The sequence below is a fragment of the Phycisphaerae bacterium genome (assembly GCA_012729815.1).
In the GTDB taxonomy this organism is placed as follows: Bacteria; Planctomycetota; Phycisphaerae; order JAAYCJ01; family JAAYCJ01; genus JAAYCJ01.
Genome location: JAAYCJ010000001.1, coordinates 1 through 24,105 on the forward strand (window position 1 = coordinate 1; position 24,105 = coordinate 24,105).

The 24,105-nt window shown below is 64.6% G+C and carries 16 protein-coding genes; 7 read left to right on the top strand and 9 right to left on the bottom strand.

Translation table 11 applies throughout. The annotated features are described in order from the left end of the window. Together GXY33_00005 and GXY33_00010 are read left to right on the top strand one after the other, a co-directional pair. Window positions 1-734, top strand: a 734-nt coding sequence (locus GXY33_00005; GenBank protein NLX03504.1) for an AAC(3) family N-acetyltransferase, incomplete at its 5' end; no start/stop codon positions are given. Window positions 735-775: 41 nt separating this feature from the next. After that, window positions 776-1,768, top strand: a complete 993-nt coding sequence (locus GXY33_00010; GenBank protein NLX03505.1) for a hypothetical protein — start codon at window positions 776-778, stop codon at window positions 1,766-1,768. 9 nt (window positions 1,769-1,777) lie between these two features. Here GXY33_00010 and GXY33_00015 read toward each other — a convergent pair whose 3' ends face one another. Further along, complete coding sequence (locus GXY33_00015; protein NLX03506.1) at window positions 1,778-6,124, bottom strand: CoA activase; 4,347 nt, start codon at window positions 6,122-6,124, stop codon at window positions 1,778-1,780. A 172-nt stretch (window positions 6,125-6,296) separates the two neighbouring features. On the opposite strand from GXY33_00015, the gene GXY33_00020 reads away from it, so the two are divergent. Next, window positions 6,297-7,859 carry a sigma 54-interacting transcriptional regulator gene (locus GXY33_00020; protein ID NLX03507.1) on the top strand — a complete coding sequence of 521 codons (1,563 nt, stop codon included), beginning with the start codon at window positions 6,297-6,299 and terminating at the stop codon, window positions 7,857-7,859. Window positions 7,860-7,899: 40 nt separating this feature from the next. Here GXY33_00020 and truD read toward each other — a convergent pair whose 3' ends face one another. Next, a complete protein-coding gene (gene truD / locus GXY33_00025; GenBank protein NLX03508.1) occupies window positions 7,900-9,159 on the bottom strand; it encodes a tRNA pseudouridine(13) synthase TruD in 1,260 nt (419 codons plus the stop codon). Window positions 9,160-9,381: 222 nt separating this feature from the next. Here truD and GXY33_00030 point away from each other — a divergent pair, with 222 nt between their 5' ends. After that, entirely contained in the window at window positions 9,382-9,837 is a 456-nt protein-coding gene (locus GXY33_00030) for a transcriptional repressor (protein NLX03509.1), read from the top strand. Window positions 9,838-9,849: 12 nt separating this feature from the next. Here GXY33_00030 and GXY33_00035 read toward each other — a convergent pair whose 3' ends face one another. The 5 genes from GXY33_00035 to GXY33_00055 form a co-directional block, all read right to left on the bottom strand. Next, a complete protein-coding gene (locus tag GXY33_00035) occupies window positions 9,850-10,194 on the bottom strand; it encodes a cupin domain-containing protein (GenBank protein ID NLX03510.1) in 345 nt (114 codons plus the stop codon). A 72-nt stretch (window positions 10,195-10,266) separates the two neighbouring features. Continuing rightward, complete coding sequence (locus tag GXY33_00040) at window positions 10,267-10,659, bottom strand: Neelaredoxin (protein ID NLX03511.1); 393 nt, start codon at window positions 10,657-10,659, stop codon at window positions 10,267-10,269. A 128-nt stretch (window positions 10,660-10,787) separates the two neighbouring features. Next, window positions 10,788-11,372: a crossover junction endodeoxyribonuclease RuvC gene (gene ruvC / locus GXY33_00045; protein NLX03512.1), complete on the bottom strand. Its 585-nt coding sequence runs from the start codon at window positions 11,370-11,372 to the stop codon at window positions 10,788-10,790. Window positions 11,373-11,453: 81 nt separating this feature from the next. Then, the gene (locus tag GXY33_00050; protein NLX03513.1) at window positions 11,454-12,941 is read right to left on the bottom strand and encodes a cysteine--tRNA ligase; all 1,488 of its coding nucleotides are present in this window, start codon (window positions 12,939-12,941) and stop codon (window positions 11,454-11,456) included. A gap of 40 nt (window positions 12,942-12,981) precedes the next feature. Then, window positions 12,982-13,455, bottom strand: a complete 474-nt coding sequence (locus GXY33_00055) for a 2-C-methyl-D-erythritol 2,4-cyclodiphosphate synthase (GenBank protein NLX03514.1) — start codon at window positions 13,453-13,455, stop codon at window positions 12,982-12,984. Between the two features lie 349 nt (window positions 13,456-13,804). Between GXY33_00055 and GXY33_00060 the strand changes: the two genes are divergently transcribed. Continuing rightward, window positions 13,805-14,845 (top strand): FHA domain-containing protein, encoded by a 1,041-nt coding sequence (locus GXY33_00060; protein ID NLX03515.1) that lies wholly within the window; start codon window positions 13,805-13,807, stop codon window positions 14,843-14,845. 33 nt (window positions 14,846-14,878) lie between these two features. Here GXY33_00060 and priA read toward each other — a convergent pair whose 3' ends face one another. After that, window positions 14,879-16,972, bottom strand: coding sequence for a primosomal protein N' (gene priA / locus GXY33_00065; protein NLX03516.1), 2,094 nt, complete (start codon window positions 16,970-16,972; stop codon window positions 14,879-14,881). A gap of 114 nt (window positions 16,973-17,086) precedes the next feature. Next, window positions 17,087-18,184 carry a glycosyltransferase family 4 protein gene (locus GXY33_00070; GenBank protein ID NLX03517.1) on the bottom strand — a complete coding sequence of 366 codons (1,098 nt, stop codon included), beginning with the start codon at window positions 18,182-18,184 and terminating at the stop codon, window positions 17,087-17,089. A gap of 439 nt (window positions 18,185-18,623) precedes the next feature. On the opposite strand from GXY33_00070, the gene GXY33_00075 reads away from it, so the two are divergent. Next, window positions 18,624-23,141 (top strand): PAS domain S-box protein, encoded by a 4,518-nt coding sequence (locus tag GXY33_00075; GenBank protein ID NLX03518.1) that lies wholly within the window; start codon window positions 18,624-18,626, stop codon window positions 23,139-23,141. Beyond that, a complete protein-coding gene (locus GXY33_00080; protein NLX03519.1) occupies window positions 23,138-23,923 on the top strand; it encodes a response regulator in 786 nt (261 codons plus the stop codon). The genes GXY33_00075 and GXY33_00080 overlap by 4 nt, the downstream gene beginning before the upstream one ends. Window positions 23,924-24,105 lie beyond the last annotated feature (182 nt).

Sequence of the window (24,105 nt, forward strand, 5' to 3'; positions counted from 1 at the left end):
GCCTGGCCCAACTTGGGTTGCAGCCGGGCGATACCGTGCTGGTGCATAGTTCGCTCTCGTCGTTGGGCCGGGTCGACGGCGGCCCGGATGCCGTCATCGACGCCCTGCTGGATGTTCTCGGGCCCGATGGTACGCTGTTGATGCCCAGCTTTCAGTCCGGCAGCGAACATGCCCTCGTCCGCAGCGGCTGCGTGTTCGACGTGCGGACCTCGCCTTCCGAACTGGGCGTGATCACCGAGGTCTTTCGCCGACGGCCCGGCGTGCTCCGCTCGATCAGTCCAACCCACTGCACCGCCGCCGTCGGACGCTGGGCCCAGACTCTCCTCGACGGCCATCAGTTCTGCAACGTCTCGGTCGGCCACGGCAGCCCGTATCAGAAGCTTGTCGCGGCCGGCGGCAAGATCCTGCTGTTGGGCGTCACGCACGCCGCCGACACGACGCTTCACTTCGTCGAAAACACCAACGGGGCCCCCACCGTCTGCCGCGAGCTGCACCGTCCGATGGCCATCGACCTCGACGGCCGATGCTGGGTCGTGCCGACCCATCCGCACGTGCCGGGCGTCAAACGCCGCTATCCGCGCGTCGAGGACGATCTGCTCGCCGCGGGCATCCAGACCAACGGCACGGTCGGCCAGGCCCTTTGCCGCCTCGTCGAGGCCGGCCCGATGGCCGACCTGATCGGCCGGAAGATCCAGAACGATCCGCTCTACCTGATCGAGGTGTTTTGCCCCTGACGGACGCCGCTGCGGCCGGCACATTCACGGAGTATCCCCCAATGGCGCATCCCGCACAATGGCTGCACGACGGTCTCTACGGCCTGATGGTCCACTACCTGGTCAGCCCTCAGGGCGCGACGCCCACAGCCTGCACCGCCGAGCTCAACCGCACCGTCGATAACTTCGATCTCGACCGGTTCATGGCCCAGTTCGACCGCTGCGGAGCCGACTGGCTGATCTTTACCCTCGGCCAGAACACCGGCTGCTACTGCAGCCCGAACGACTTCCTCGACGCCGCCCTGCCCGGCCGCACCTCCCGCCGCGATCTGGCCCTCGAAATCGCCCAGCGGGTCAAGGAATCCGGCAAGAAGATGATCCTGTATCTGCCCGCCGAGGTCGCCGGCCAATCGGCGGAGATCAAGAACGCATTCGGATGGAAGGACGGCGACGTCGCCCAATCGGCCTTTCACGACAGCTATCTGAAATTCGTGGAGGCCTACTCGGTCAAGTTCGGCGATCTGAATGACGGCTGGTGGTTCGACGGCTGCTTCGAGCAGTTCCATCACGGCCGATGGGACTGGATGCGATGGCTTGCCGCCGCCAAGAGGGGCAATCCATCCGCCATTGTCGCCCTCAACGACGGGGCCTTCTGCGTCGGCAACATCAAACCGCTCACGCCGCTGGAGGACTACCACGCGGGTGAAATCCATCTTCTCGAGGACGGCCGGATTCGCACCGACTTCGTCGGCGAAGGGGCGACGATGACACCGGACGGCAAGGTCCGCGACAAGACCGCCACGTTCTATATGCCCGACGGCCGGTTCATCGACGGCGTCCAGTGGCACGCCCTGCTGCCGCTCGACTGCTCGTTCAACCCGCACGTTCCGACGATGTCCTACGCCGACGACGAGCTGTTCGTCTGGGCCGCCGCGTGCAAAAAGGTCGGCGGCGCGGTCACCATCAACGTGCCCATCGACACGGCTGACGGCTGGATTCCGGAGAAGTCCCTGGCCCAGCTTGCGCGCCTGGCTGACTTTCTGACGGTCGACTGATCGCTTGGCTCATTTCCCCGCTGTGACCGGGCTGCCGGTGTGGCGGGTGCGTTTGGCTTGGAATGAGCGGGCCTGGTCGATGAAGGCTTCGAGCCGCGTGTCCATGGTCGGGTCGCCCTGACCGTCGTACATGATGGTGATCATCGGCATGTTGTCGAGGTCCTGGGCCAGCTTCTTCATGACGGCGGAGACGATCGTCGAGGGCATGCAGGTGAACGGCCCGACGTTGACGATCGCGTCCACGCCGTGACGGTGGTACTCGATCATCTTGCCCACCGACAGTCCCGCTTCGCCCTCGAAGCTGTCGTGAATGTACGCACTGCCGAACTCGATAATCTCTTCGACCGCCGGCTCGACCGCGTGCGGAATCACCTCTTCGAACGGTTCGGCGAGGTTTCGCTCGATCTTCTTCTGCAGCCGGTCCTTGACCCAGTTAATCATCAGGCTCTTCCACTCGGCCTCGCGCCGCGCCGTCCGTTTGCGGGTGAAGTTGGTGTAGTACATCCACTCGGCGAAGCTGGCCAGCGACACCTGCGCGCCCAGCGATTCGAGCCGGTCCACCAGGTAGTCGTTGCTGAACACATGGCTTCGCACGTAGATCTCGCCCACGATCCCGATGTGCGGTTTGCGGACGGTGCGGTCCACCTTGATCTGCTTGAACGCCCTGGCCGCCGAGCGCATCATCGCGCCCAGTTCGCGTTCCGAGGCGTTGGCTTCGATGGCTCGGCTGACCTCGTCCACCCACCGCCGGTAGGTTTCGACCGTCTCGCCGCTGCGGATTTCGTACGGCCGAAGGGCCAGCAGCGCCTTGAGCAGCACGTCCACCGCCACGATCCCGTTCCAGGCCAGGCGCGTCGGGTCCTGGCGGAACTGCCGGAAGTCCTCGTAGAAGCTCTTGTCCTGCGATGGCGAGACCACCGGCACGCCGGCCATTCCAATCTCGTTCAACACCAGCCGCTGGAGGCAGTTGTACTGCCCGAACCGGCACGGGCCCGATCCGCCCGGCATGAAGAATGCCGAGTGCTCGGCGTCAAATCCCGTCGACCAGGCCTTCTTGACCATGTCGCCCGTGGTCACGATGCACGGCAAACACTCTTTGCCGGTGGTGAATCGCCGGCCGATCTCCAGCGTCTCCTGGTCGGCCAGCGGCAGGACCTCCGACGGCTGGCCGCACGCCCGGAACGCCGCCGCCAGAGCGTAGGCGTGATCGCCCATCCACGGGATATAAACCTTGCGCCTCGAGCAGTCGACCCGGGCGATCTGGAGCTCTTCCTCGCGGATCGGGGCCGGCTGAACGTTCTTGGCGTTGCGCAGCGACTCCAGATAGGCCTCGAGCCGCGTGACCACGCCCGCGTCGGCTGAATGCTCGTCGATCTCCAGCATCAGGTAGGGCTTCTGGCCCATCAGGTCCTTGAAGAACGTGCCGATAAACGAATCCGGCCCGCAACTGAAATTGGTCAGGTAGACCGCGAAGAGCCGCGGATCGTTTCGCACGATCTTCGCGCCCTTGATGATCCGCTGGCCGTACTTCCAGTACATCCCGTCCTTGGCCTGATAGCGCGCGTTGGCTGAGACCGTGCTGAAATCCAGGAAGTCCAGCGGGATGGTCAGCATACCGAGCTTGCGGAGCTTGCCGGGGATATCGAGGCTCACGCCCGGATCGCAGCCGTTGTACGGCCGGCTGACCAGGACCATCGCCCGCTCGTCCGGCTTGACCTGCCCGAGCACTTCCTGGCCTCTCTGACGGCATGCCGCCTCAAACGCCCTCTGGGCCGCCTGGGCCGCCCGAAGGGCCGAGGCGATCTGCGCCTTGCTGACGCCCAACTCGTCGCAGAGCACCTGCATGCAGCGGACCAGTTCCTTCCAGCCGTCCTGGAAACGCACGTACGGGGCCAGCATCTTCGTTCCGTACCGCTGCAGGTCGATCGCCACCTGGATCTGGTACGGGATCGTCTGCACGTACGGGCAGAGCTGGTTGTTGATGTCCGGCTCGTCGCGCTCCAGTGAGACCACGCTGGGCAGCCACAGGTAGTCGAGCTTGCGATCCAGCAGATCGATCACGTGGCCGTGGGCCACCTTCACCGGGAAACACGGCTGCGAGACCACCGCCTCGACGCCGCGCCGGATCAGTTTCTTGGTCGACGGCGGGCTGACGATCGGCTCGTAGCCCAATTCGTCGAAGAACGTGCCCCAGAACGGCAGAAGCTGGAAATTGCCCAGCATCAGCGGAATGCCGACCGTCTTGCGGCCGCCGCTGGGTTTGCGGCGGACGCGGGCGAACTTCTCCAGCATCGCCTGCCGCTCGCGGAACAGGTCGGGAATCGTTGCCGTCGTCTGCTCCTGGTCCTTCTTGACGTTGTACCGGTCGCACCGCGATCCGTAGTACAGCGGGGCGTCCGACCCTTCAATCGTCACTTCCTTGATCTCGCAGTTGTTCGCGCAGTGCGTGCACTCGAACGACCGGATCTCGTATTTCCGCTGCGAGATGTCAAAGCCGCGGAACGTGCTGGTCGTGATCCCCTTCGTCTCGACGTAGCGCTTGGCCAGGATCGCCACGCCGATCGCCCCGGTCACCTCGTGGTGCGGCGGGACCGTTACCGGCTTGCCCGTGACCGACTCGAACGCCGCGACCACGCCCTTGTTGAACGCGGTGCCGCCCTGGAAGAAGATCCGGTTGCCGATCTTGCGCCGCCCGACCACGCGGTTCAGGTAGTTGGCCACGATCGAGTAGCACAGCCCGCCCACCAGGTCGTCCGTCCGAGCCCCCTGCTGCTGGTAGTTCAGCAGGTCCGACTCCATGAATACCGTGCACCGCTCGCCCAGACGGATCGGATTCTCAGCCGAGAGGGCTAGGTTGCTGAACTGCGTCTTGATGTCGATTCCCAGCCGCTCGGCCTGCTCCTCCAGGAACGAGCCCGTCCCGGCTGCGCACGCATGGTTCATCTCGAAATCGACCACCACTCCGTTTTCCAACGAGATGTATTTGGAGTCCTGGCCGCCGATCTCGAAGATCGTGTCCACCTGCGGATCGATCACCGCCGCCGCCGTTGCCTGGGCGGTGATCTCGTTGACCACCGTATCGGCCCCGACGAAATCGCCGGTCAGATAGCGTCCGGAACCCGTCGTGGCCACGCCGCGGATCTCGACCTTGTCCGCCACCACCTCGCCGACCATCGCCAAGCCCTGGCGCACCGCCTCCAGCGGTTTGCTCGCGGTCATCAGGTACGCCTTGGCCAGCACCCGCTGCTGTTCGTCAATCACCACCACGTTGGTGCTGATCGAGCCGACGTCGATCCCCAGAAACGCCGGCACCTTCTGGCCCGGCTTGAGGGCCGAAAAGACCTCGTCGGCCTGCGTCTCCATCCGCGGATAGCCGCGCTCGGGCCGCGTGAGTTTCGCCAGCCGGTGCCCGATCGTCTTCTGCGACGAGAGGTACTCCCGCAGCGGATGCAGGTTCACCTCCACGCACGACTTGCCGTCCCAGTCCCGCATCGCCAGCAGGCCCGCCCCGATCGCCCCGGTCAAGGCGTGTTGCTCCGGCACCACGAACTGGCCCGGGCCATCGGCCTCGAGCACCTCCCGCATCGCCCGCACCACACCCGCGTTCCAAGCCACGCCGCCCGTGAACACCACCGGCTTGGTCAGGTCCTTGCCGCGGCCCAGGTTGCTCTTGAGATTCCTTGCCAGCCCGAAGCACAGACCGGCCACGATGTCGTGCACCGGCGTCGCCTGCTGCTGAAGGTGGATCATGTCCGACTTGGCGAACACCGAACAGCGACCGGCCACCCGCGGCGGGACCTCGCACTTCAGCGCCAACTGCCCCAGTTCCGAAACATCCAAGCCGATCCGCGACGCCTGCTGGTCCAGGAAGCTGCCCGTCCCGGCGGCGCACGCCGTGTTCATCGCGAAATCTTCAATACCCGACAGGTCGCCCGCGTCGCCCGACAGGAAGATCAGCTTGCTGTCCTGCCCGCCCATCTCCACCACCGTCCGGGCCTCCGGCACCAGCCGACGGATCGCTGCGGCCTGACAGCTCAACTCGTTGATGAACTTCGTGTCCATCAGCTTGCACACGAACCGCCCCGCAGTGCCCGTGCCCGCCAGCGTCCCGATCTGGCTCGCCGAATGCCGGGTCAGCACGTCATCCAGCAGCGACAGGGCGAACTTGACCGGCTGGCCCAGGTGACGCTGATACTGCTCCTCCAGGACCTTTCCGGCCCCGTCCAGCACGACCAGCTTGGCCGCCACCGAACCGATGTCAAATCCGATATGCACCATCCCCGCTGCGCCCTGCGCCACTGGTTCGGGGGTTGCGTTGGCCGTCGTCTCCGATCCCGCACTCGATCTTTGAACCATATATACCTCTATCTTTCCTCAAGTCCGGCTTCTCGCAGAATCATCGCTAGAGGCTGTCAGCCGGGTTGAGCGCCTCCGAATTGGGCCTATTCTACGGACTTTTTCCCCGCGGGAAAAGCTTTTTGTCTTGAGTCAACGGCCTCCATAGAATATAAATACACTTTTGTAGATCATCGAAAGGCGGCCGTCGATGGAGCGAAAAGAGCTGGAACTCGAAACCCTCTACGAAATCACCAAGGCAATCACCGAGTCGCTTGACCTGCGAACAACTCTAACTGACGTTCTTAAAAAGCTTAATGAGAAGATGGGGATGCTACGGGCCACCCTAACCCTTCTCGATCCGTCCACCGAAACGCTCCGGATCGAGTGCGCACACGGCCTCTCGGAGGCCGCCACCAAGAACGTCTTCTACAAAATTGGCGAGGGCATCACCGGCACCGTCGTTCAGACCGGCCAGGGCGTGGTCGTCCCACGGATCGACAAGGACCGGCGTTTCCTCAACCGAACCCGGAGTCGGGGCGACCTGAAGGCCGCCAAGCTCGGGTTTATCTGCGTGCCGATCAAGCTTTCCGCCCAGACCATCGGGGCCCTGAGCGTCGATGTGCCCGAACGGAGCGCCGATGATCTCGAAGCCGACGTCAAGATCCTTAACATCGTCTCGTCCCTGATCGCCCAGGGCGTCCACCTGATCCGCTCCGTCGAAGAGGAGCGCAACCGCCTGCTCGACGAGAACCTCCACCTGCGCCACCAGTTGCAGGAACGCTACCACCTCGAAGGCGTGCTCGGCAACTCCAGCAAAATGCGGGAAATCCACGAACTGGTCCGCCAGGTCGCGCCCAGCCACGCCACCGTCCTGATCCGCGGCGAAACCGGCACCGGCAAGGAGCTGGTCGCCCACGCCATCCACTACAACTCCCCCCGGGCCGAGCACCCGTTCGTCAAGGTCAACTGCGCCGCCCTGCCCGAGTCCCTGCTCGAAAGCGAACTCTTCGGCTATGAGAAAGGCGCCTTTACCGGGGCCAACCGCTCGCGCAAGGGCCGCTTCCAGCAGGCCGACGGAGGCACCATCTTCCTCGATGAGATCGGCGACATCTCGCCCGCCCTCCAGGCCAAGCTCCTGCGGGTCCTGCAGTTCAAGGAGTTCGAGCCCCTCGGCACCGATGAGACCATCAAGGTCGACGTCCGCGTCCTGGCCGCCACCTCCAAGGACCTCGAAGAGGAACTGCGACGCCAGCGGTTCCGTGAGGACCTCTACTACCGGATCAACGTTTTTCCCATCTTTTTGCCGCCCCTGCGAGAGCGAAAAGACGACATCATGCTTATGGCCGACCACTTCCTGGAACGCTACAGCCAAGCCAACGGCAAGCCCATCCGCCGCATCTCCACTCCCGCCATCGACATGCTGGTCAGCTACCACTGGCCGGGCAACGTCCGCGAGCTGGAAAACTGCATCGAGCGCTCCGTGCTGGTCTGCCAGGAGGACGCGATCCGGGCTGAGCATCTGCCGCCCTCGCTTCAGACCGCCAAAGCCTCGAGCCGCTCGACCCCCGGTTCGATGCCCGGCGCCGTCGAGAACCTCGAACGCGAGATGATCCTTGAAGCCCTCAAGGCCAACCACGGCCATCAGGGCCGCGCCGCCCGCATGCTCGGGGTCACCCAGCGGATCCTCGGCTACAAGATCACCAAGTACGAGATCGACCCCAAAACCTACGCGGGCAAGGGCGTTCTGGCCTGAAATCGCTTAATCGCCGCCGCCACACGTGTAAGCGCGATGGTCAGTCCTCGCCGTCGCCGCCGAGTTCCTGCCGAAGCAGGTGCTCCTTCATCAACTCGCGCAGGACCGCGGTGGCGTAGGATCCAGCGGGCAGGACAAAGTCCAACTGCAGGTACGGCCCGTGTTCGTCCTCGCCGCAGGCCGTAGCCAGTTCAGAGACGCGGACCCGCAGCGGCCGGCGGCTGCCCTTGATCTTGTGACCCTTGGCCTGGCGGAACTCATCGGTCGAGAGGCCCTCAGCCTCCAGCACCGCCGCCTCGACCCGACCCGGCTCCCCTTCCGGAAACCGCATCCGGTAGCCGTAAAGCGGGCCACTGGGGCTGATCTCGAATTGCGCCGCCCGCGGCTGTTCCACGTCGGCATTCTCGACCATGAATACCGCCCCGTTCTCGTGCTTGTAGGCCAGATCGCCGGTCTCCATCCGGTCGATCGCCTCGATCCGCCGGGCCAGCACCTCGTTGAACAGGTACGATTGGTAAGCGGAAACGAACAGCCGCTTGAGATTCCGGTCGATCGACGCGAATGCCCGACCGAATGCTGTCGGATTTCCCGCCAGTATCCGGCAGGCCCGCCGGGCGTCCCGGAAATACCCCGGCCAGACCTCGGCGGCAAGCTCGTACTGGCCCCGGTCGTACAGCTCCCGCGCCCGACGGATCATCTCCCGGTCGTTCTCGTCCGGCCGGCCGCAGAACTGGTCCACAAGATCCTTCGGATTGCCCTGGATCACCGCCCGGCCCATCAGCCAGCTGTCGCCGCGAACGCCGAACCGCTGGTGGCCAAAGTAGTTCGGCACCCCCCGCCGGACCAGCGTCTCCAGCCCTTCCCTCGCGGCCTGCTCCGCGGAAGTGTCGATTTCCCGGACCTTTATCGAAAACCGGTTGCCCGCCAGGTGGCCGAGCTTGAGCTTGTTGACGTGCCGATCCACCCGCAGGATCTGCACGTCCTGCAGCGATATCTGGGCCAACCGCTCCGGCTCCAGGTGCTCGATACTCATCATTTGCCGGGTGACCGCCCGCGCGTCCTTGAGGCCCGCATAACCGATATCCACCTCACGGCGGCCCAGAGCCCGGGCCAGCCGGCGAACCAGTTCCAGCGTTGTTAGTCCGCGCTTCTCCACCTGGAAATAGGTGTGCGTTCCCTCCCCGCTGCACGGGTACTGCGGGATCTCCTCGACCACGAAATCCTCGGGACGGACCTTGATCCGTCCCACCAGCGGCGGGACTTCCGCCGTCAAATACGGCCACTGCGGCAGCGTCTTCACGATCGCCCTCCTTTGGCTCCAAACACCAATACACCCGGCCTTCTTCGCTCTACCGGCGTCGCGGGTCTGCGGTATGATAGCCTCGCCGCCCCCCCCCGGTAAAGGCCCCGGGAAATTTGAAAAATTTTAAAAATGAGGCTGGCTTTTACTCCATTATCAGTTAACATATGTAAGTTGGCCCGGGTCGAGACAACATCGCGGTAGCGAGGCATATGGGGCCGCATGGGAGTTGCCGTGCAGCAGTTTACCGAGACTCAACTAATCGATCAGTTGCGCCAGTGCGGGTTGCGGGCGACGGGGCAGAGGTTGGCGATCCTGCGGGCTCTTCGGCAGGATCGGACGCACCCTTCCGCGGAGGAAGTCTACGACTGTCTCAAGCGGTCCTATCCCACTCTCTCGCTCTCTACCGTCTACAAGACGCTTCAGACGCTGGCCGAGATGGACGTCCTGCAGACCATCGACACCGGCACCGGACGCCAGCGGTTCGAGGGGAATCCCGAGGCGCACCACCACGCCGTCTGCACCCGTTGCGGTCGCGTACTGGATGTGGCTTTCTCGAAATTCCCCGTGGAGCTTCCGGACGGCCGGATTGATCCGAGCTTTGACGTCCTCGGCCTGAAAGTGTATTTCACCGGCCGGTGCCACAAGTGCGCGGGCAACGGCAAGTCCGGTTCCTGACCGGACCGCCCGCTAGCGGATCATCACCAGCAGCATCTTGAACCGTTGCGGCGCCTTGACCGCGTGCGGTTCGTCGGCGGGCATGATGATCGTCTCCCCCGCGCCGAGACGATGCGGCCGGCCGGAGATGACGAACTCCCCTTCACCCTCGAGCACCTGCACCATCGCGTCGAACGGCGCGCTGTGTTCGCTGAGGCCCTGGCCCTGGTCGAACGAAAACAGCGTCACCGTTCCCTGCGGCCTATCGACCAGCGTCCGGCTGACGACCGACCCAGCTTGGTAGCCGACCATCTCAGCCAGGACCGCCTTCTCGCCCAATATCTCCCGTCCGCCTTCCGAACGTTCGGCGTGCGCCATCTCCTGTTCCTCCGTGATCGCCGGCGGCGGGAAGCTTCATCCTCGCCGCCCGTTTCATCAGGTCTCAACGCCCTACAGCTTGATCTCCGCCGTGCCTTCCCACAGGCCGTGGATATTGCAGTGCTCGATCGCGATCAACTGGCCGGCCTTGCCGAGCTTGACGTTGAAGCAGGCCGACGGGTTGGTGTACGCCGGACCCTCATTGGCCCCCTTCGTCGAGGCCCCGTGGGCGGCGAAGGTCGCGCGGCCGAGTTCGTAGATGTTCGGGTCGCCTTCCGCTTTGAAGTACAGCTCGATCCACTGGATGTGGTGCTCGGTGGTGTTGGGATGCGGAATCTCCTTGCCCACCGTCACCCTCACCTCGAACGGCTCGCCCGCCTGGATACCGGCCGGCAGTTCGATCACCGGGACGTGCTTTTCGTTCTTGAAGTCATCGGTCCGAACAAACTCGCCTATCTTGGCCATGATACTTCTCCTTCTCTCGGCGTATGCGTGATAGGGATACCCCCAACCGATAGACCTGTATATAGCGTCGCCCCGCCCCGGATGCAAGGATGATCTTGAGAACACCGGCCTCCGGCGACCAAGCCCCGCTACGCCCCGCCGGATTGCGACTCCCGCCTTCTTTCCGCTTTCTGAGCCGCCATGCGGACCGCCAGTTGCGGGCTTCGCATGTGCTCGACGCCGCAGATCGCCAGGGCCAGCGCGTCGGTCACGTCGGCTGGGATCTCCTCCCGCAGCGTCAGCCCCAGCCGGATGCTCACCGCCCGCTGCACCTGCATTTTGCCCGCCCGGCCGAAGCCGACCAAGGCCTTCTTGACCATCGTCGCCGGCAGGCTCAACACCTGCACGCCCGCGTCCTTCGCCGCCAGCAGCAGCACCCCTCGGGCATGGGCCATCAGCACCGCGGTCCGCGGATGGCGATAGTGGCTATAGACCTCCTCCACCGCCGCGGTCCTTACCCTTGGATACTCCTGAAAGATCGCCCGGAGTTCGGCGTAGAGCTGGGCCAGCCGCACCGGCAACTCGTCGTCGGCCGATGTTGCGATGAACCCGGCGTCCACCAGCTTCAGATGTTGGCCCGCTGTGGAGATGATACCGTACCCCGTCCGCTGCAGGCCCGGGTCCAAGCCGCAGATCAGCGCCGGACCGCTCGAGATGTCCACCGGTTCAGGCATGATACGCCACGAAGCAACCCTTCCGACCACACTGGATTCATACCCGATCCGGTCGAATTTCTCAAGCGCCGTCCGCCGGACCTACTGGCTCGCCCGCTCCCAGGTCGTCCCTTCCTTGGTGTCCTTGAGCTGGACCCCCAGTTCGACCAGGCGGTCGCGAATCCGGTCGGCGATGGCGTACTGCTTGGCCTGCCGGGCCGACGCCCGCACCTCGATCAGCAGCTCCATCAGCGATCCGGTCAACTCGTCCGAGACCGCGGTTTGCGGCGGCTGCTCGAACAGCCCCAGCATCATCGCGTAGTGCCGCAGCGTCTGAACGCCGGTCAGGAGGGTGCGTTTCTCCTCGTCCGGCGAATCCGAGCCAATCTCGGCTGCTTCGATGAAACTGTTGGCCGCGTGCGCCATTTCGTACAGCGAGGCGATCGCCTCCGCGGTGTTGAAATCGTCGTTCATCGCCTCGACCAGTTTGCCGCGATGCTCGTCGATCGCATTGACAAAGCCCTCCGCCGCCTCCGAGAGCTTTTCGTCGCGGACCGGGGCGGGAATCGCCGCCAGGGCGTAGACGTCCTGCCCGGTGATCCTCGCCACGCGGTCGAAAAGCCGGTAGAACGTCTGCATGCCCCGCCGGACCTTGCGGATTTCCTCATCCGAAAAGTCGATCGGCCGGCGGTAGTGCGTGCTGAGAATGAAGAACCGCAGCACCTCGCCGGGGTACTCGCTGAGCAAACTCTCCAGGGTGCGGATATTGCCGAGGCTCTTGGACATCTTCCGCTGGTCGACCCGAGTCAGGCCGTGGTGCACCCAGTACTTGGCGAACGGCTTGCCCGTGGCGCACTCCGATTGGGCGATCTCGTTCTCGTGATGCGGGAACACCAGGTCTCGCCCGCCGCCGTGGATGTCGAACGTCTCGCCCAGGTACTTCATGCTCATCGCGGTGCACTCGATGTGCCAGCCGGGGCGGCCCTTGCCCCACGGCGAATCCCACGACGGTTCATCCGGCTTGGCCGATTTCCACAGGGCGAAATCCCACGCGTGCCGCTTGCCCTCCGCCCCGGCCACCTCGCGGGTGCCCGCCTCCTGCTCCTCCTTCGAACGGCCCGAGAGCTTGCCGTAGCCCTCGCATCTGGTCACGTCGAAGTAGACGTCGCCGTCGACTTGGTAGGCGTAACCCCGGTCGATCAGCCGCCCGACCACCCCGATGATCTCCGCAATATGCTCGGTCGCCTTCGGCATGTACGTCGGCATCCGCACGTTCATCGCCTGTACTGACTTTAGATAATCAGTAGTAATTTCCTCGGCGATCTCCAGCATCGGCCGGCCTTGGGCCTTCGCCTCATCAATTAATTTATCTTCAACATCGGTGACATTCAGCACGAGCGTCACCTGATAGCCATGCATCTGCTCGAGCCACCGGCGGATCGCATCGAAGATCACCGGCCCCACCCCGTGGCCGATGTGCGACTTCTTGTAGACCGTCGGGCCGCACAGGTAGATGCCGATCCTGCCCGGTTCGACGGGTTCCAGCGGCTCTTTTCGGCGGGTCAGGGCGTTGTAGATCGTCACGGCCATGCGGATGTCCCTTTCCATGCGTTCGTTGGAGCGCGTGCGGTCATTTCCTATCGAGAGTTACAGCGGCCCAGGCGGCGATGCCCCGGCCCTCTCCAATCGGACCAAGACCCTCGGTGGTCTTGGCCTTGACGTTCACCCGGGCCGGCGGTGTTTCCAGAATTCGGGCCAAACTCCCGCGAATCTGAGACTTATAGCCGGCCAGCTTGGGCTTTTCGGCGACAATTATAGTGTCGAGGTTTTCGATGGTAAAGCCGAGTTCGCGGATGCGGCGGACCACCTGGCCGGTCAGCTCGGCGCTGTCGGCGTCCTTGAACGCCGGGTCCGTATCCGGAAAGTGCTCGCCAATATCGCCCAGCCCTGCCGCCCCCAGCAGGGCATCGGTCACCGCGTGAAGCAGCACGTCCGCGTCGCTGTGACCAGCCAGCCCCAGCGCATAGTCAATCTTCACGCCGCCTAGAATCAGCGCCCGCCCCTCCGTTAGCCGATGAATGTCATAGCCGATACCGCATCGCATAACCTGAGCCTCCTGAATTGGTATAAAATACCATGCGGACCAGGGATTATGAAGGGCCGCGGATCGCGTTCTCCGGAAAAATCGGCAAATTCGGCCTTCCGGAATCGTCTTATCATCAGACGACCGGTCGGTCCGCCCGGACGGTAGGCGAGGCTTGTGCATGGTTTTGCTTGACCTGGAGTTTGGCCCGTGTCAATATACCTGTGGCCCCTGACGCAGCCGCTTCGAGGCCGAGGTGGAAGCGCGTCACCGTGCCAAGGGGACTCGTCCAGGCGGCGGAAACACGATGACCCGTCCGGCGGCGCGGCGTATTGGGAACGGGCATCTGATTTGAATCGGTGGCGATGTCATGGCCCATTTGGAAGTGTATCTGCCCGACGGGCAGGTCGAACATTTTGAACTCAGCAAACCGACCATGACCATCGGCCGGTCGGCTGAGGCCGACATCGAGATTCACGAGCCGGTGATCTCGCGGGTCCACGTGCGCCTTCAGCGGACCGTCTCCAGCCGATGGATCGTGGCCGATCTCGACTCGCGCAACCACACCTTCTTCCAGGGCCGGCCCATCAAGTCCCACGTGCTGGCCAGCGGCGACGCGGTCTTTCTCGGCTCGATCAAGACGGTCTTCCGCGATCCGTCCGGCGCCTCCGACAAGCCGGGCGACCAGACGACCTTTCTGCCTCACGGCAAGGGCCATTCGGCCGCGCCGTCCGACGTCCAGGCTCAGCGGAAGCATTGCTCCAACTGCCGGGCCGTCCTGCCCGCTGAGGCCGAACTGTGCGTCAACTGCGGCTACAACTTCGCCACCGGCGAGCAGATGGCCTCCGCCGAGGACGCCTCGTCGGGCACCAAGACGCTTCTGGAGTTCCTTGACGAAGAGGAAGCCGAAGCCGCTCCGGCCCCACCGCCGCGATCGCAACGGGCGGCCAAGCTGCGCCCGGCCCGTCGATCCGGCAACGCGGTGGCCCTGGTGATCGATTGGATCGTGCCGCTGGGCCTGATCGGCGTCTTCGTCCTGGCCCTGCTGATCCGTCTCGAGCTCTCATCGCTGGTGGCGGCGATGGGCCTGGTCTTCAACACCGTCATCATTCTGGTCGCGATGGCCCTGACCACCAAGATCGGGAGCTTTCAGTTCGACGACTTCGGCCCCGCCATCGTCAAGGTCCTCGGCATCGCCGCGGGCATCGGCCTGGCGTCCTTCCTGGCCTGGCCCGGCGACCTGATCTTCATCGTCATCCTGATCTTCGGGCTCTTCAAACTCCTCTTCGAACCGGACTGGATCGAGTGGGCCGTCATGTCGGCGGTCACCACCGTCCTGCACCTGGCGCTGGTCTGGGGTTATCTGCTCGAGGAGTTTGAGCGGACCTTCAAACAGATGATGGGAAGCTGACCCCCTGCTTTCGCCGCGGTGACTGATCATTCGCTACATCAGGTCCACCGGGTCCACATCCACCTGCACCTGCCGCACGGAAATATCCAGCAGGCCGTCGGCCCGGGCTCGCGCGAGGAACTTGCGCATCAGGTCGGCGGTCGGCGCCTTGATGAGCAGTTGCTGGCGATAGCGCGAGCGGATGCGGCTGATCGCGCACGGGTTGGGCCCGAACACCGCGATTCCGCGGAACTGCCGCTGGGCCAACTGCTGGAGGGCGACCGCCAGGTCCTTGGCGATCTGCTGGACCTGGGTCAGCCGGGCGTCCTGGATGACGATCCGCGTGATCCGCCCCAGCGGCGGCAGCGAGAGCTTGCGGCGGATGAACAGCTCCTGCTTGGCGAACTTCAGGTAGTCGTGCCGCAGGGCCGATTGGATGGCTGGGCTGCTCAGGCTGTAGCTCTGGACCACCACCGTGCCCGCATGGTCGGCCCGTCCCGCCCGGCCGGCTACCTGGGCCACCAACTGGAACGTCCGCTCCGCCGCCCGGAAGTCGGGCATTGACAGCGTCATATCCGCCGACACCACGCCCACCAGCGCCACGTTGGGAAAGTCCAGCCCCTTGGCGATCATCTGGGTGCCCAGCAGAATATCCGTCTTGCCCGCGGCAAAATCGCCCAGCGTCCGCTCGTAGTCCTGCGGCTTGGTCATCACGTCGGTGTCCATCCGGGCGATTCGGGCGTCGGGAAACTTGGTCTTGAGCTCCTCCTCGATCCGCTGGGTGCCCAGGCCGAACTTGTTCATCTTGTGCCCGCAACGGTCGCACTTTTCCGGCACGACCAGCCTGGCTGAGCACCGGTGGCACGCCGCCTTGCCCGAGCTCTTGTGGTACACCATGTTCATCTTGCAGTTCGGGCAGGTCATCACGAACTTGCAGCTCGGGCAGAACACGAAGCTGGCGTAGCCGCGGCGGTTCAGCAGCAGGATCGTCTGCTTGCCGGCCTTCAGCGTTTCGTCGATCCGCGACTCCATCAGCCGGCTGAGCAGGTGGACGCCCTTGCGCTCGAACATCTCCTGCTGCATGTCCACCAGCGAGACCGACGGCATGGGCAGATCGGCCACCCGCTTGGGCAGCGAGAGATACTGCCAGTGCGGGTTGTGCTGGGCGTTGTGGAAGCTCTCGAGAGCGGGCGTGGCCGACCCGAGGATCACCGGCAGTCCTTCGAGCTGGGCCCGCTTGATCGCCAGGTCGCGGGTGTTGAACCGCGGCGACTGGATGTTCTTGTAGCTCGGCTCGTGCTCCTCGTCCACCACGATCACGCCGAGGTCCGGGGCCGGGGCGAAGATCGCCGAGCGGGTCCCGATGATCACCTTGACCCGCCCGTCGGCCACCGCGTACCACGTCTCGCGCCGCTGAGCGTCGGTCAGCCCGCTGTGCAAGATCGCCACCTTCTCGAACCGCTCGGCCAGACGGTGGATCATCTGCGTGGTCAGGGCGATCTCGGGCACCAGGTAGATCGCCGACTTGCCCATCGCTAGGGCCTCCTTGATCGCCCGGACGTAGAGCTCGGTCTTGCCCGAAGCCGTCACGCCATGGACCAGCAACACGCTGAAGCCCTCAGCCCGGACCGCTGAGAGCATCCGTTCCAGCACCCGTTCCTGTTCCTCGTTGAGCCCGAACGTCGGCTCGACCTGCAGGGCCTCGCGGATGTACGGCTTGACGCGGCTGCTGCGCTTGCCCTCGAGCACCGCCGACGGGATCATCGCCGCCATCGCCGTGCCCGGCGGGCAGACGTAGTAGTCCGAGAGCCACCGGCCCAGTTCCAGCAGTTTCGCGTCGAACAGCACCCGTTCGTCCAGGACCGCCAGGATCGGCTTGAGCGTCGTGGTGAACTCCTGCTGCGAGACCGTCAGCACGAACCCCTGATATCGCGCCTGACGAGGGCCCAGCGGCACCTGCACCAGCATGCCCGGCCTGACCTGATCCTTCAGTTCGTCCGGCACCGAATAGCTGTAGACCCGGTCCAGCGGCACGTCCACCGCCACCGTCGCCACCAGGGCGGTGCGCGTCTGGGCCTGAACCGGCGCCGCCTTTCTGGCCGACTGAAGCTGCGGAAACTCGAGTTGTTCCTGTTCCAGCTTGGTCATCAATTCGCTTTCCAGAACCCATGAGAGGATGTCAATTATAGGGTTCTAAGGCAGCTTTGGCCACTTTCAGACCGGGCCAAAGAGCATCCGTCACGGGGCACGCCGCCGCCGCTCTCATCGCGCCAGCGCCGAGCGGTACAACTCGATCAGCTTCATGACCTCCTGCCGCAACGACAGGTGCTCCTTGGCGAACTGACTCGTCCGCTGCGAGATATCCACCAGCGAATCGGGTTTGGTCAGCCACTCGGTCAGGATGTCCGTGAGGGCCTGCTCGTCGCCAAGCGGAAACAGTCGCCCCGTCTCGCCCTCGACCACCAGGTCAAATCCCGTCTCCGGCGTCGCCACCACCGGGCAGCCGCGGGCCAGCGCCTCGTACGGCCCGCTGTGCAGCCGGTGGAACCGGCCCGGCTGAACGTACACGTCCGTGTCGTCCAGAATCCCCTGCCACCGGGCGATCGGCGGCAGAAATGTCACCCGCGAGCTCAATCCCGCCCGCCGGGCCCAGCGGTGCAGCGTGTACTCCTGCGGGCCCGTGCCGAACAGGAACGCCACGTACTCGACATTGTTCTCCGCCATCTTCGCCAACGCCCGCAACAGCAGATCGTAGCCGCTCTGACGGTCGAAAAAACCCGCGCTGACGATCGTCCGCGAATGCCCCTCCGACGGCCGCGGCGGCCGCACGCGACAGAAGCACCCCGGCCGCACCAGGCGAATCCGATCCGCCACCGATCCGTACGCTTCAGCCAGCATCCGGCGGATCGGCTCCGAGATCGCGATCAGGGCGGCGCACCGCTGACGGTCAAGCCGCCAGTAGCATTCCCGCTGGAGCAGCCCCGTCACCGTCACCAGGTACGGAAGCTCCATCCGCTGGGCCAGATCGTAGGCCAGGTTCCCCTGCGTCCCGCTGCAGGCGTGAATCACGTTGACCTTGTACTTGTCCAACTGCTCGACCAGGGTGTCGAGCTGGGCACGATACCGCCACGGCCAAGCCGACGGCCGAAACGGCACGATCCGGGTCGGACCCGTCGGCAGACGCGACAGCAGCTCCGGGTCCGGACACACCACCGTCACATTGACCACCTCATCCACCAGACCGATCACCATGTGCCCGAACAGACTGCCGAAACGATTCACATAGTCCTCGTCCACCAGCAGGGCCACGTTGACCGGACCCAGCTCCTCTGCGGCGTCGTCCGACGCGGTATCCGGCAAGGGTTTCGTTTCGTCAGCAGCCTGATCCACTTTGACACCTCGACCACGGCCACGCCCCCCAGACAAGCCGGCACTCCCGTTGCCGACGCCTCCTCGCTGGGCGGTTGGTCCCAATATACCCGCTTTTCTCCGGATCGACAGACCTTTGTGCCTGGCGAACGAGCGCCGCCACCCCTGACCACCAATACATCTATTAGCTTGACTTGCTTTCCATAGCTGTTAGTTGTTTGATGTCGAGCCCGGCCGGGCCGTCTATGGACATCCACCCACCCAAGTGGTTATCATGGGCATAGCTAACAGGTGACCTGGCCGGCAGCGCTGCAGTGGCAAGAGGACTGATCGGCGCAAACGCCATACCGGCACATCGGCAGAGCTTTTCGAGGTAGTCTCAGACTTGAACGCAACCAAACCGGGCTGGTGGGCGAGAAGTCGCCGAACCTTGCTGACTGCAGCGATTCTCACCGCTGGGTATCTACTGCTTGTCGCCGCCGTCGAGGCCTTCGTTCTCGATCGCGGCAGCCTGCTTGACCGTCTGGTTCCTCCGGAACCGGCGGCCCTGCTGTTTCGCGGTCTGCACGTGGCGATGCTGGTGGGCGTGGGCCTGGTGCTCCACGGAGTGCTTGTCGGCCGTCGGCGGACGGCGCAGGCCCTCTGCGCGACCGAAAGCCTCTATCGAACGCTGGCCGAATCGTCGCTCGACTGCATCTTCATCGTCAACCGCAAGGGAGTGGTCGAATACGTCAACAGCCACGCGGCGTCCCACTGGAACGCTTCGCCCGATGAACTGGTCGGCAAACGGGTGGTCGACCTGTTCGGGCGCGAGGCCTTTGAGAGGCAGGCCAACACGCTCATGAAGGTGTTCGAGACCGGCCAACCTCTGGCCGTCGAGGACCGGATGGTCTTTCCCGCCCGCGACGCATGGCTTCACACCCAGTTGGTTCCCCTGCCCGACGGCGGCGGTGTGCCCGGCGCGGTGTTGGGAATCTCGCGGGACATCACCGAGCGCCGACTCGCCGAAGAGCGGCTTCGCGCCAGCGAGGAGAAGTACCAGCATCTTTTCGGCAATGCGCTGGTCGGGCTCTACCGGTCGCGACTGGACGACGGGCTGGTTCTGGAGTGCAACGAGCGCGCCGCCGCGATCATGGGGTTTCCAAACCGCCGTGAGCTTCTGGCGTCCGGGCTCCAGATGGCCGGGCGCTACGCCGATCCGGCCGACCGCGAACGGGTGATGACCCACCTGAGGAAGACCGGGCGCATCGATGATTTCGAGGTGCGGTTCATGCGGCGCGACGGGGCTGTTTTCTGGGCCCGCTTCTCCGCGCGGCTGGATCGCGAACGGGGTTATGTGGAAGGCGTGGTCTACGAGATCACCGCAGCCAAAGAGGCTGAGGAACTGCTCCGGGAAAGCGAGGCCAACTTCAAGGCCCTGGCTGAGAACGCCAGCGACGGGATCGCCATCGCGACCGCCGACGGACGCCGCCTGGTCTACGTTAACCGGAGGCTTTCCGAAATTACGGGGTACGGCGCCGCCGCCCTGCTGCAGACCGATCCGGCCTGCCTGGTCGATCCGGATCAGCCGGAGGCCCACCTGTTCAAAGAGGTTCACGGCTCGCCGGCCCGCCACGAGGCCGTCCTGCGGCACAAAAGCGGCCAGCAACGCACCGTCGAGGTGACCAACTCGCAGACGCTCTGGAGAGGCCACCAGGCCTGCATCGCCTTCGTCCGCGACATCACGGACCGCAAGCGGTTCGAGGAGAAGCTGTGGATCAAGGACTTCGCCATCGAGTCCTCGATCAACGCGGTGGCCATGGCCAATCTCGAAGGCGACGTGATCTACATCAACACCGCGTTCCTCGAAATGTGGGGTTACGAAAACGACACTGAGATCCTCCACCAGCCGCTGTTCTCCTTCTGGCAGGTCGAGGAATGCGGTCTCGAACTGGTCCATGAGCTGACCGAGAACGGTAGTTGGTCGGGCGACCTGGTGGCGGTGCGCAAGGACGGGGTTCGCTTCGACGTGCACCTGTCCGCGAGCCTGTCGACCGATGAGAACGACCAGCCGCTGTGCCTGATGGCCTCGTTCGTCGACATCACCGAACGCAAGGCGGCCGAACGGGCGGTGCGGGAGAAGGAGGCCCGTCTGCGCGAACTGACCGAGGCCCTGCCCGAGGCCATCTTCGAGATGGACCTTGACGCCATGCTCACCTACGTCAACCGCGTGGGCCTCCAGGCGTTCGGTTACACCCGCGAGGACCTCGAGCGAGGCATCCTGGCCTGGAACGTGATCAGCCCGGAGGATCGTGAGCGGGTTCAGTACAACGTCGCCCACATCCTCAAGGGCGAGATGCTTCCCGGACACGAGTACACCGCCCTCCGCAAGGACGGCTCCACGTTCCCCGCGGTCATCTACAGCGCGCCGATCACCGGAAGCGACGGACGGCCGGTGGGGTTGCGCGGCTTCGTCGTCGATATCACCGAGCAAAAAAAGGCTGAGCAGGCGATCAAGGAGTCCGAGGCGAAGCTGCGGGAGTTGACCGAGTCGCTGCCGGAAACCATCTTCGAAATCGACGTCGAGGGGACCTTCACCTACGTCAACCAGGCCGGCCTGGACGCCTTCCGCTATCTGCGGGACGACATCAACCTGCGGGTCAGGGCTGTCGACGCCGTCGCCCCGCGGGATCGCGACAAGATCAAACGCAACATCGCCCGGATCCTGGCCGGCGAGGAGTTCGAGAATCACGAGTATCTGGCCATGCGCAAGGACGGAACGACCTTCCCGGCGGTGATCCACAGCAAACGGGTCATCCGCGACGGCCGCGTGGTCGGCATCCGCGGCTTCGTGCTCGACATCACCGACCGCAAACGCGCCGAGGCTGCCCTCCGCGAGAGCGAACAACGATACCGCAGCCTTGTGGAGACCTCGCCGGACGCCATCAGCCTGGTCGACCTGCAGGGCCATTTCATCACCGTCAACCTCCAGACCGCCCTGATGCATGGATTTACAAGTCCCGAAGAGATGCTCGCCGCGGGCCGGAACGTCTTCGACTTGATCGCCCCGGAAGACCGCGCGCGGGCCGAGCAGAACCTCCGCAAGACTTTGGAAACCGGCAGCGTTCGCAACGCCGAGTACCTGCTGCTCCGCAAGGACGGCGGCACGTTTCCCGCCGAACTCAGCGCGTCGGCCGTCTGCGACGCCGAAGGCCGGCCCACCGCCTTTATCGGCGTGACTCGCGACGTCACGCGGCGTAAGCACGCCCAGCGGGCCATCAAGGAGAGCGAGGAACGCCTGCGGGGAATCCTGATGTCGCTCCACGAAACGATCCTGATCGGCTACGACCGCGACGGCCGGCACCTGTTCGCCTGGTCCGACCCGGAGCTCCAGCGTCGCTACGGCGAGACCCGCCGCATCCAGCCTACCGGTCAGTCCATCCACGATTTCCTCCCTCCGCAGGAGGCGGCCGAGCGGCTGGAACGCATCCGCCGGGTCTTCGACACCGGCGAATCCCATCGCCACGTCTATCCTCTGGACCGGCCCGCCGGACGTTTCTGGCACGACGCGTCGCTGTGCCCCCTGCGAGAACCCGACGGGCAGGTCACGGCGGTGGTGGCTTTCCTTCGCGACATCACCGAGGCCAAGAAGGTGGAGGAGGCCCTGCGATACCGCCGCGAGATGGAGAAGCTGATCGCCTCGATTTCGACCAGCTTCATCAGCCTCGCTCCGGATGCGGTCGATACCGGCATCGACCAGGCCCTGACCCAGATCGGTCGGCTGACCAGCGTCGACCGCGCCTACGTGTTCCTCTTCTCGGAGGACGGCGCCACTTTTTCCAACACCCACGAGTGGTGCGCCCCGGGCGTCTCGCCCGAAATCGAGAAGCTCCGGGACCTTCAGACCCAGGACTACTCCTGGATCGTCGATCGAATCCGCCGTTTGGAAACGGTTCACGTGCCCCGCATCGAGGACCTGCCCGACGAGGCACGGGCGGAAAGGACGGTCTTCCAGTCCCAGCGCATCCGGTCGCTGGTCAACGTGCCGCTGGCCTACAGCGGCGCCGCCATCGGGTTCCTCGGTTTCGATTCCGTCCACAGGCCGGTCAGTTGGATGGAGGAGGACATCGCCCTGCTCAAAATGGTCGGCGAGATCTTCGCCAACGCGGTGGCCCGCCGGCGGACCGAGCGGCGGCTCCGCGAGCACCGCGAACTGCTCGAGGAACTGGTGCGCCAGCGGACCTCCCGGGTCCGCGAACTGGAGCGGCAGCGGACCGAAAGCGAGAAACTCGCCGCCACCGGCCGTATGGCCGCCCGCATCGCCCACGAGATCAACAACCCGCTGGCCGGCATCAAGAACTCGTTCCTGCTGATCCGCGACGCCGTGCCCGACAGCCACCCCCATTTCGGCTACGTCCAGCGGATCGAAAACGAGATCAACCGCATCTCCCGCATCGTCCGGCAGATGTTCGACCTCTACCGTCCCGACCAGGCCGCGCCCCGGCGATTCTCCGTCGAGCAGGTCATCCGCGACATCGTGATGCTGCTCGAACCCACCGGCCGCGAGCGGCGGGTTGCCCTCGAGGTGGCGGCCGACCAAGCGCCCGCCGCCGTCACGCTGCCCGAGGACCTGCTGCGCCAGGTGCTCTACAATATCGTCATCAACGCGATCGAGGCCTCGCCCGCCGGCGGTACGATTCGGATCGCCGCCTCGGCCGGCAACGGCCGGCTCTTGATCGCCGTCACCGACGAGGGGCCGGGAATCCCGCCCGACCTTCGCGACCGAATCTTCGAACCATTCTTCACCACCAAGGACGACGTGGCCAAGAGCCTCGGCCTGGGCCTGTCGATCTCCAAGAGCATTGCCGAGGCCATGCACGGCTCGCTGAGCTTCCAGACCGAAGACGGCGGCGGGACGACGTTCCGCATTGAACTGCCGATGGCGGTCGATCAAGGGGATGGATCATGACCGAACCGGGACGCATATTGATCGCCGACGACGAGGAAACGTTTCTGTTCTCCACCGCCGACCTGCTCCGCCGGGAAGGCTACCACTGCGACTGCGCCGCCGATGCGCCGACCGCCGCCGAACTCCTGCGCCGGGGAGTGTATGACCTGCTGATCGCCGACATCAAGATGCCGGGCAATCCCAAACTGGAGTTGATCCACGAACTGCCGCGGATCGTCGAGGGTCTGCCCGTGATCCTGGTGACCGGCTACCCGTCGCTCCACTCAGCCATCCAGTCAATCCAGCTTCCCGTCGCCGCCTATCTGGTCAAACCCGTGGACTTCCCCATCCTCCTCGAAGAGGTCGGCAAGGCGATCCGCGGCTTTAGGGTCCAGCGGCTCGTCCGCGAGGCCCGTCGACGGATCGAGGAGTGGCACCAGGACCTTCAGCGGGTCGAAAAGGCCATGACCGACCGCCGCCAGGCGCCCTCGGGGTCGACCGTGGACGCCTTCGCCGAACTGACGTTCCGCAATATCCTCGATTCCCTGTCGGACCTGAAGCGTCTGGCCCGCAGTTCCCAGGCCACCGGCGACCCGGCTCAGCCGTGCCACCTGTTTGCCTGTCCGCGTCTGGCCGAGCTGACCGGGGCGGTCTCCGACGCCATCAAGACCCTGGAGCGGACCAGAACGGCTTTTAAGTCCAAGGATATCGCCCAGTTACGAAAACGGCTGGAGTCGCTGCTGTCCGAGGACGCGGCGGCTGAAGCGCCCGTCCAGCCCGCCGAAGGTCAATCCGGCGGATAATCTTGGCCGGTAATCCGAAAAATGCTTGCCAAACTGTACTGAGTGATTATACTAGTACCTGACATGATTTGTGCTGTGGTTCGGGATAAGACCGAACCGCCTTGACGGGCAGGACAAAGGGCCTGCAAGTGGAAGGCAGGGCGAAAGCATTGTCCACCGGTGGACAGTGTCTTCGCGCTGCC

What these genes read in the sequence shown, in the direction of transcription:
- GXY33_00040 (NLX03511.1), bottom strand. Translation starts at nt 10,659, where the DNA reads ATGGCCAAGATAGGCGAGTTTGTTCGGACCGATGACTTCAAGAACGAA.
- GXY33_00055 (NLX03514.1), bottom strand. Translation starts at nt 13,455, where the DNA reads ATGCGATGCGGTATCGGCTATGACATTCATCGGCTAACGGAGGGGCGG.
- GXY33_00080 (NLX03519.1), top strand. Translation starts at nt 23,138, where the DNA reads ATGACCGAACCGGGACGCATATTGATCGCCGACGACGAGGAAACGTTT.
- GXY33_00015 (NLX03506.1), bottom strand. Translation starts at nt 6,124, where the DNA reads ATGGTTCAAAGATCGAGTGCGGGATCGGAGACGACGGCCAACGCAACC.
- GXY33_00010 (NLX03505.1), top strand. Translation starts at nt 776, where the DNA reads ATGGCGCATCCCGCACAATGGCTGCACGACGGTCTCTACGGCCTGATG.
- GXY33_00060 (NLX03515.1), top strand. Translation starts at nt 13,805, where the DNA reads ATGGCCCATTTGGAAGTGTATCTGCCCGACGGGCAGGTCGAACATTTT.
- priA (NLX03516.1), bottom strand. Translation starts at nt 16,972, where the DNA reads ATGACCAAGCTGGAACAGGAACAACTCGAGTTTCCGCAGCTTCAGTCG.
- GXY33_00035 (NLX03510.1), bottom strand. Translation starts at nt 10,194, where the DNA reads ATGGCGCACGCCGAACGTTCGGAAGGCGGACGGGAGATATTGGGCGAG.
- GXY33_00050 (NLX03513.1), bottom strand. Translation starts at nt 12,941, where the DNA reads ATGGCCGTGACGATCTACAACGCCCTGACCCGCCGAAAAGAGCCGCTG.
- GXY33_00030 (NLX03509.1), top strand. Translation starts at nt 9,382, where the DNA reads ATGGGAGTTGCCGTGCAGCAGTTTACCGAGACTCAACTAATCGATCAG.
- ruvC (NLX03512.1), bottom strand. Translation starts at nt 11,372, where the DNA reads ATGCCTGAACCGGTGGACATCTCGAGCGGTCCGGCGCTGATCTGCGGC.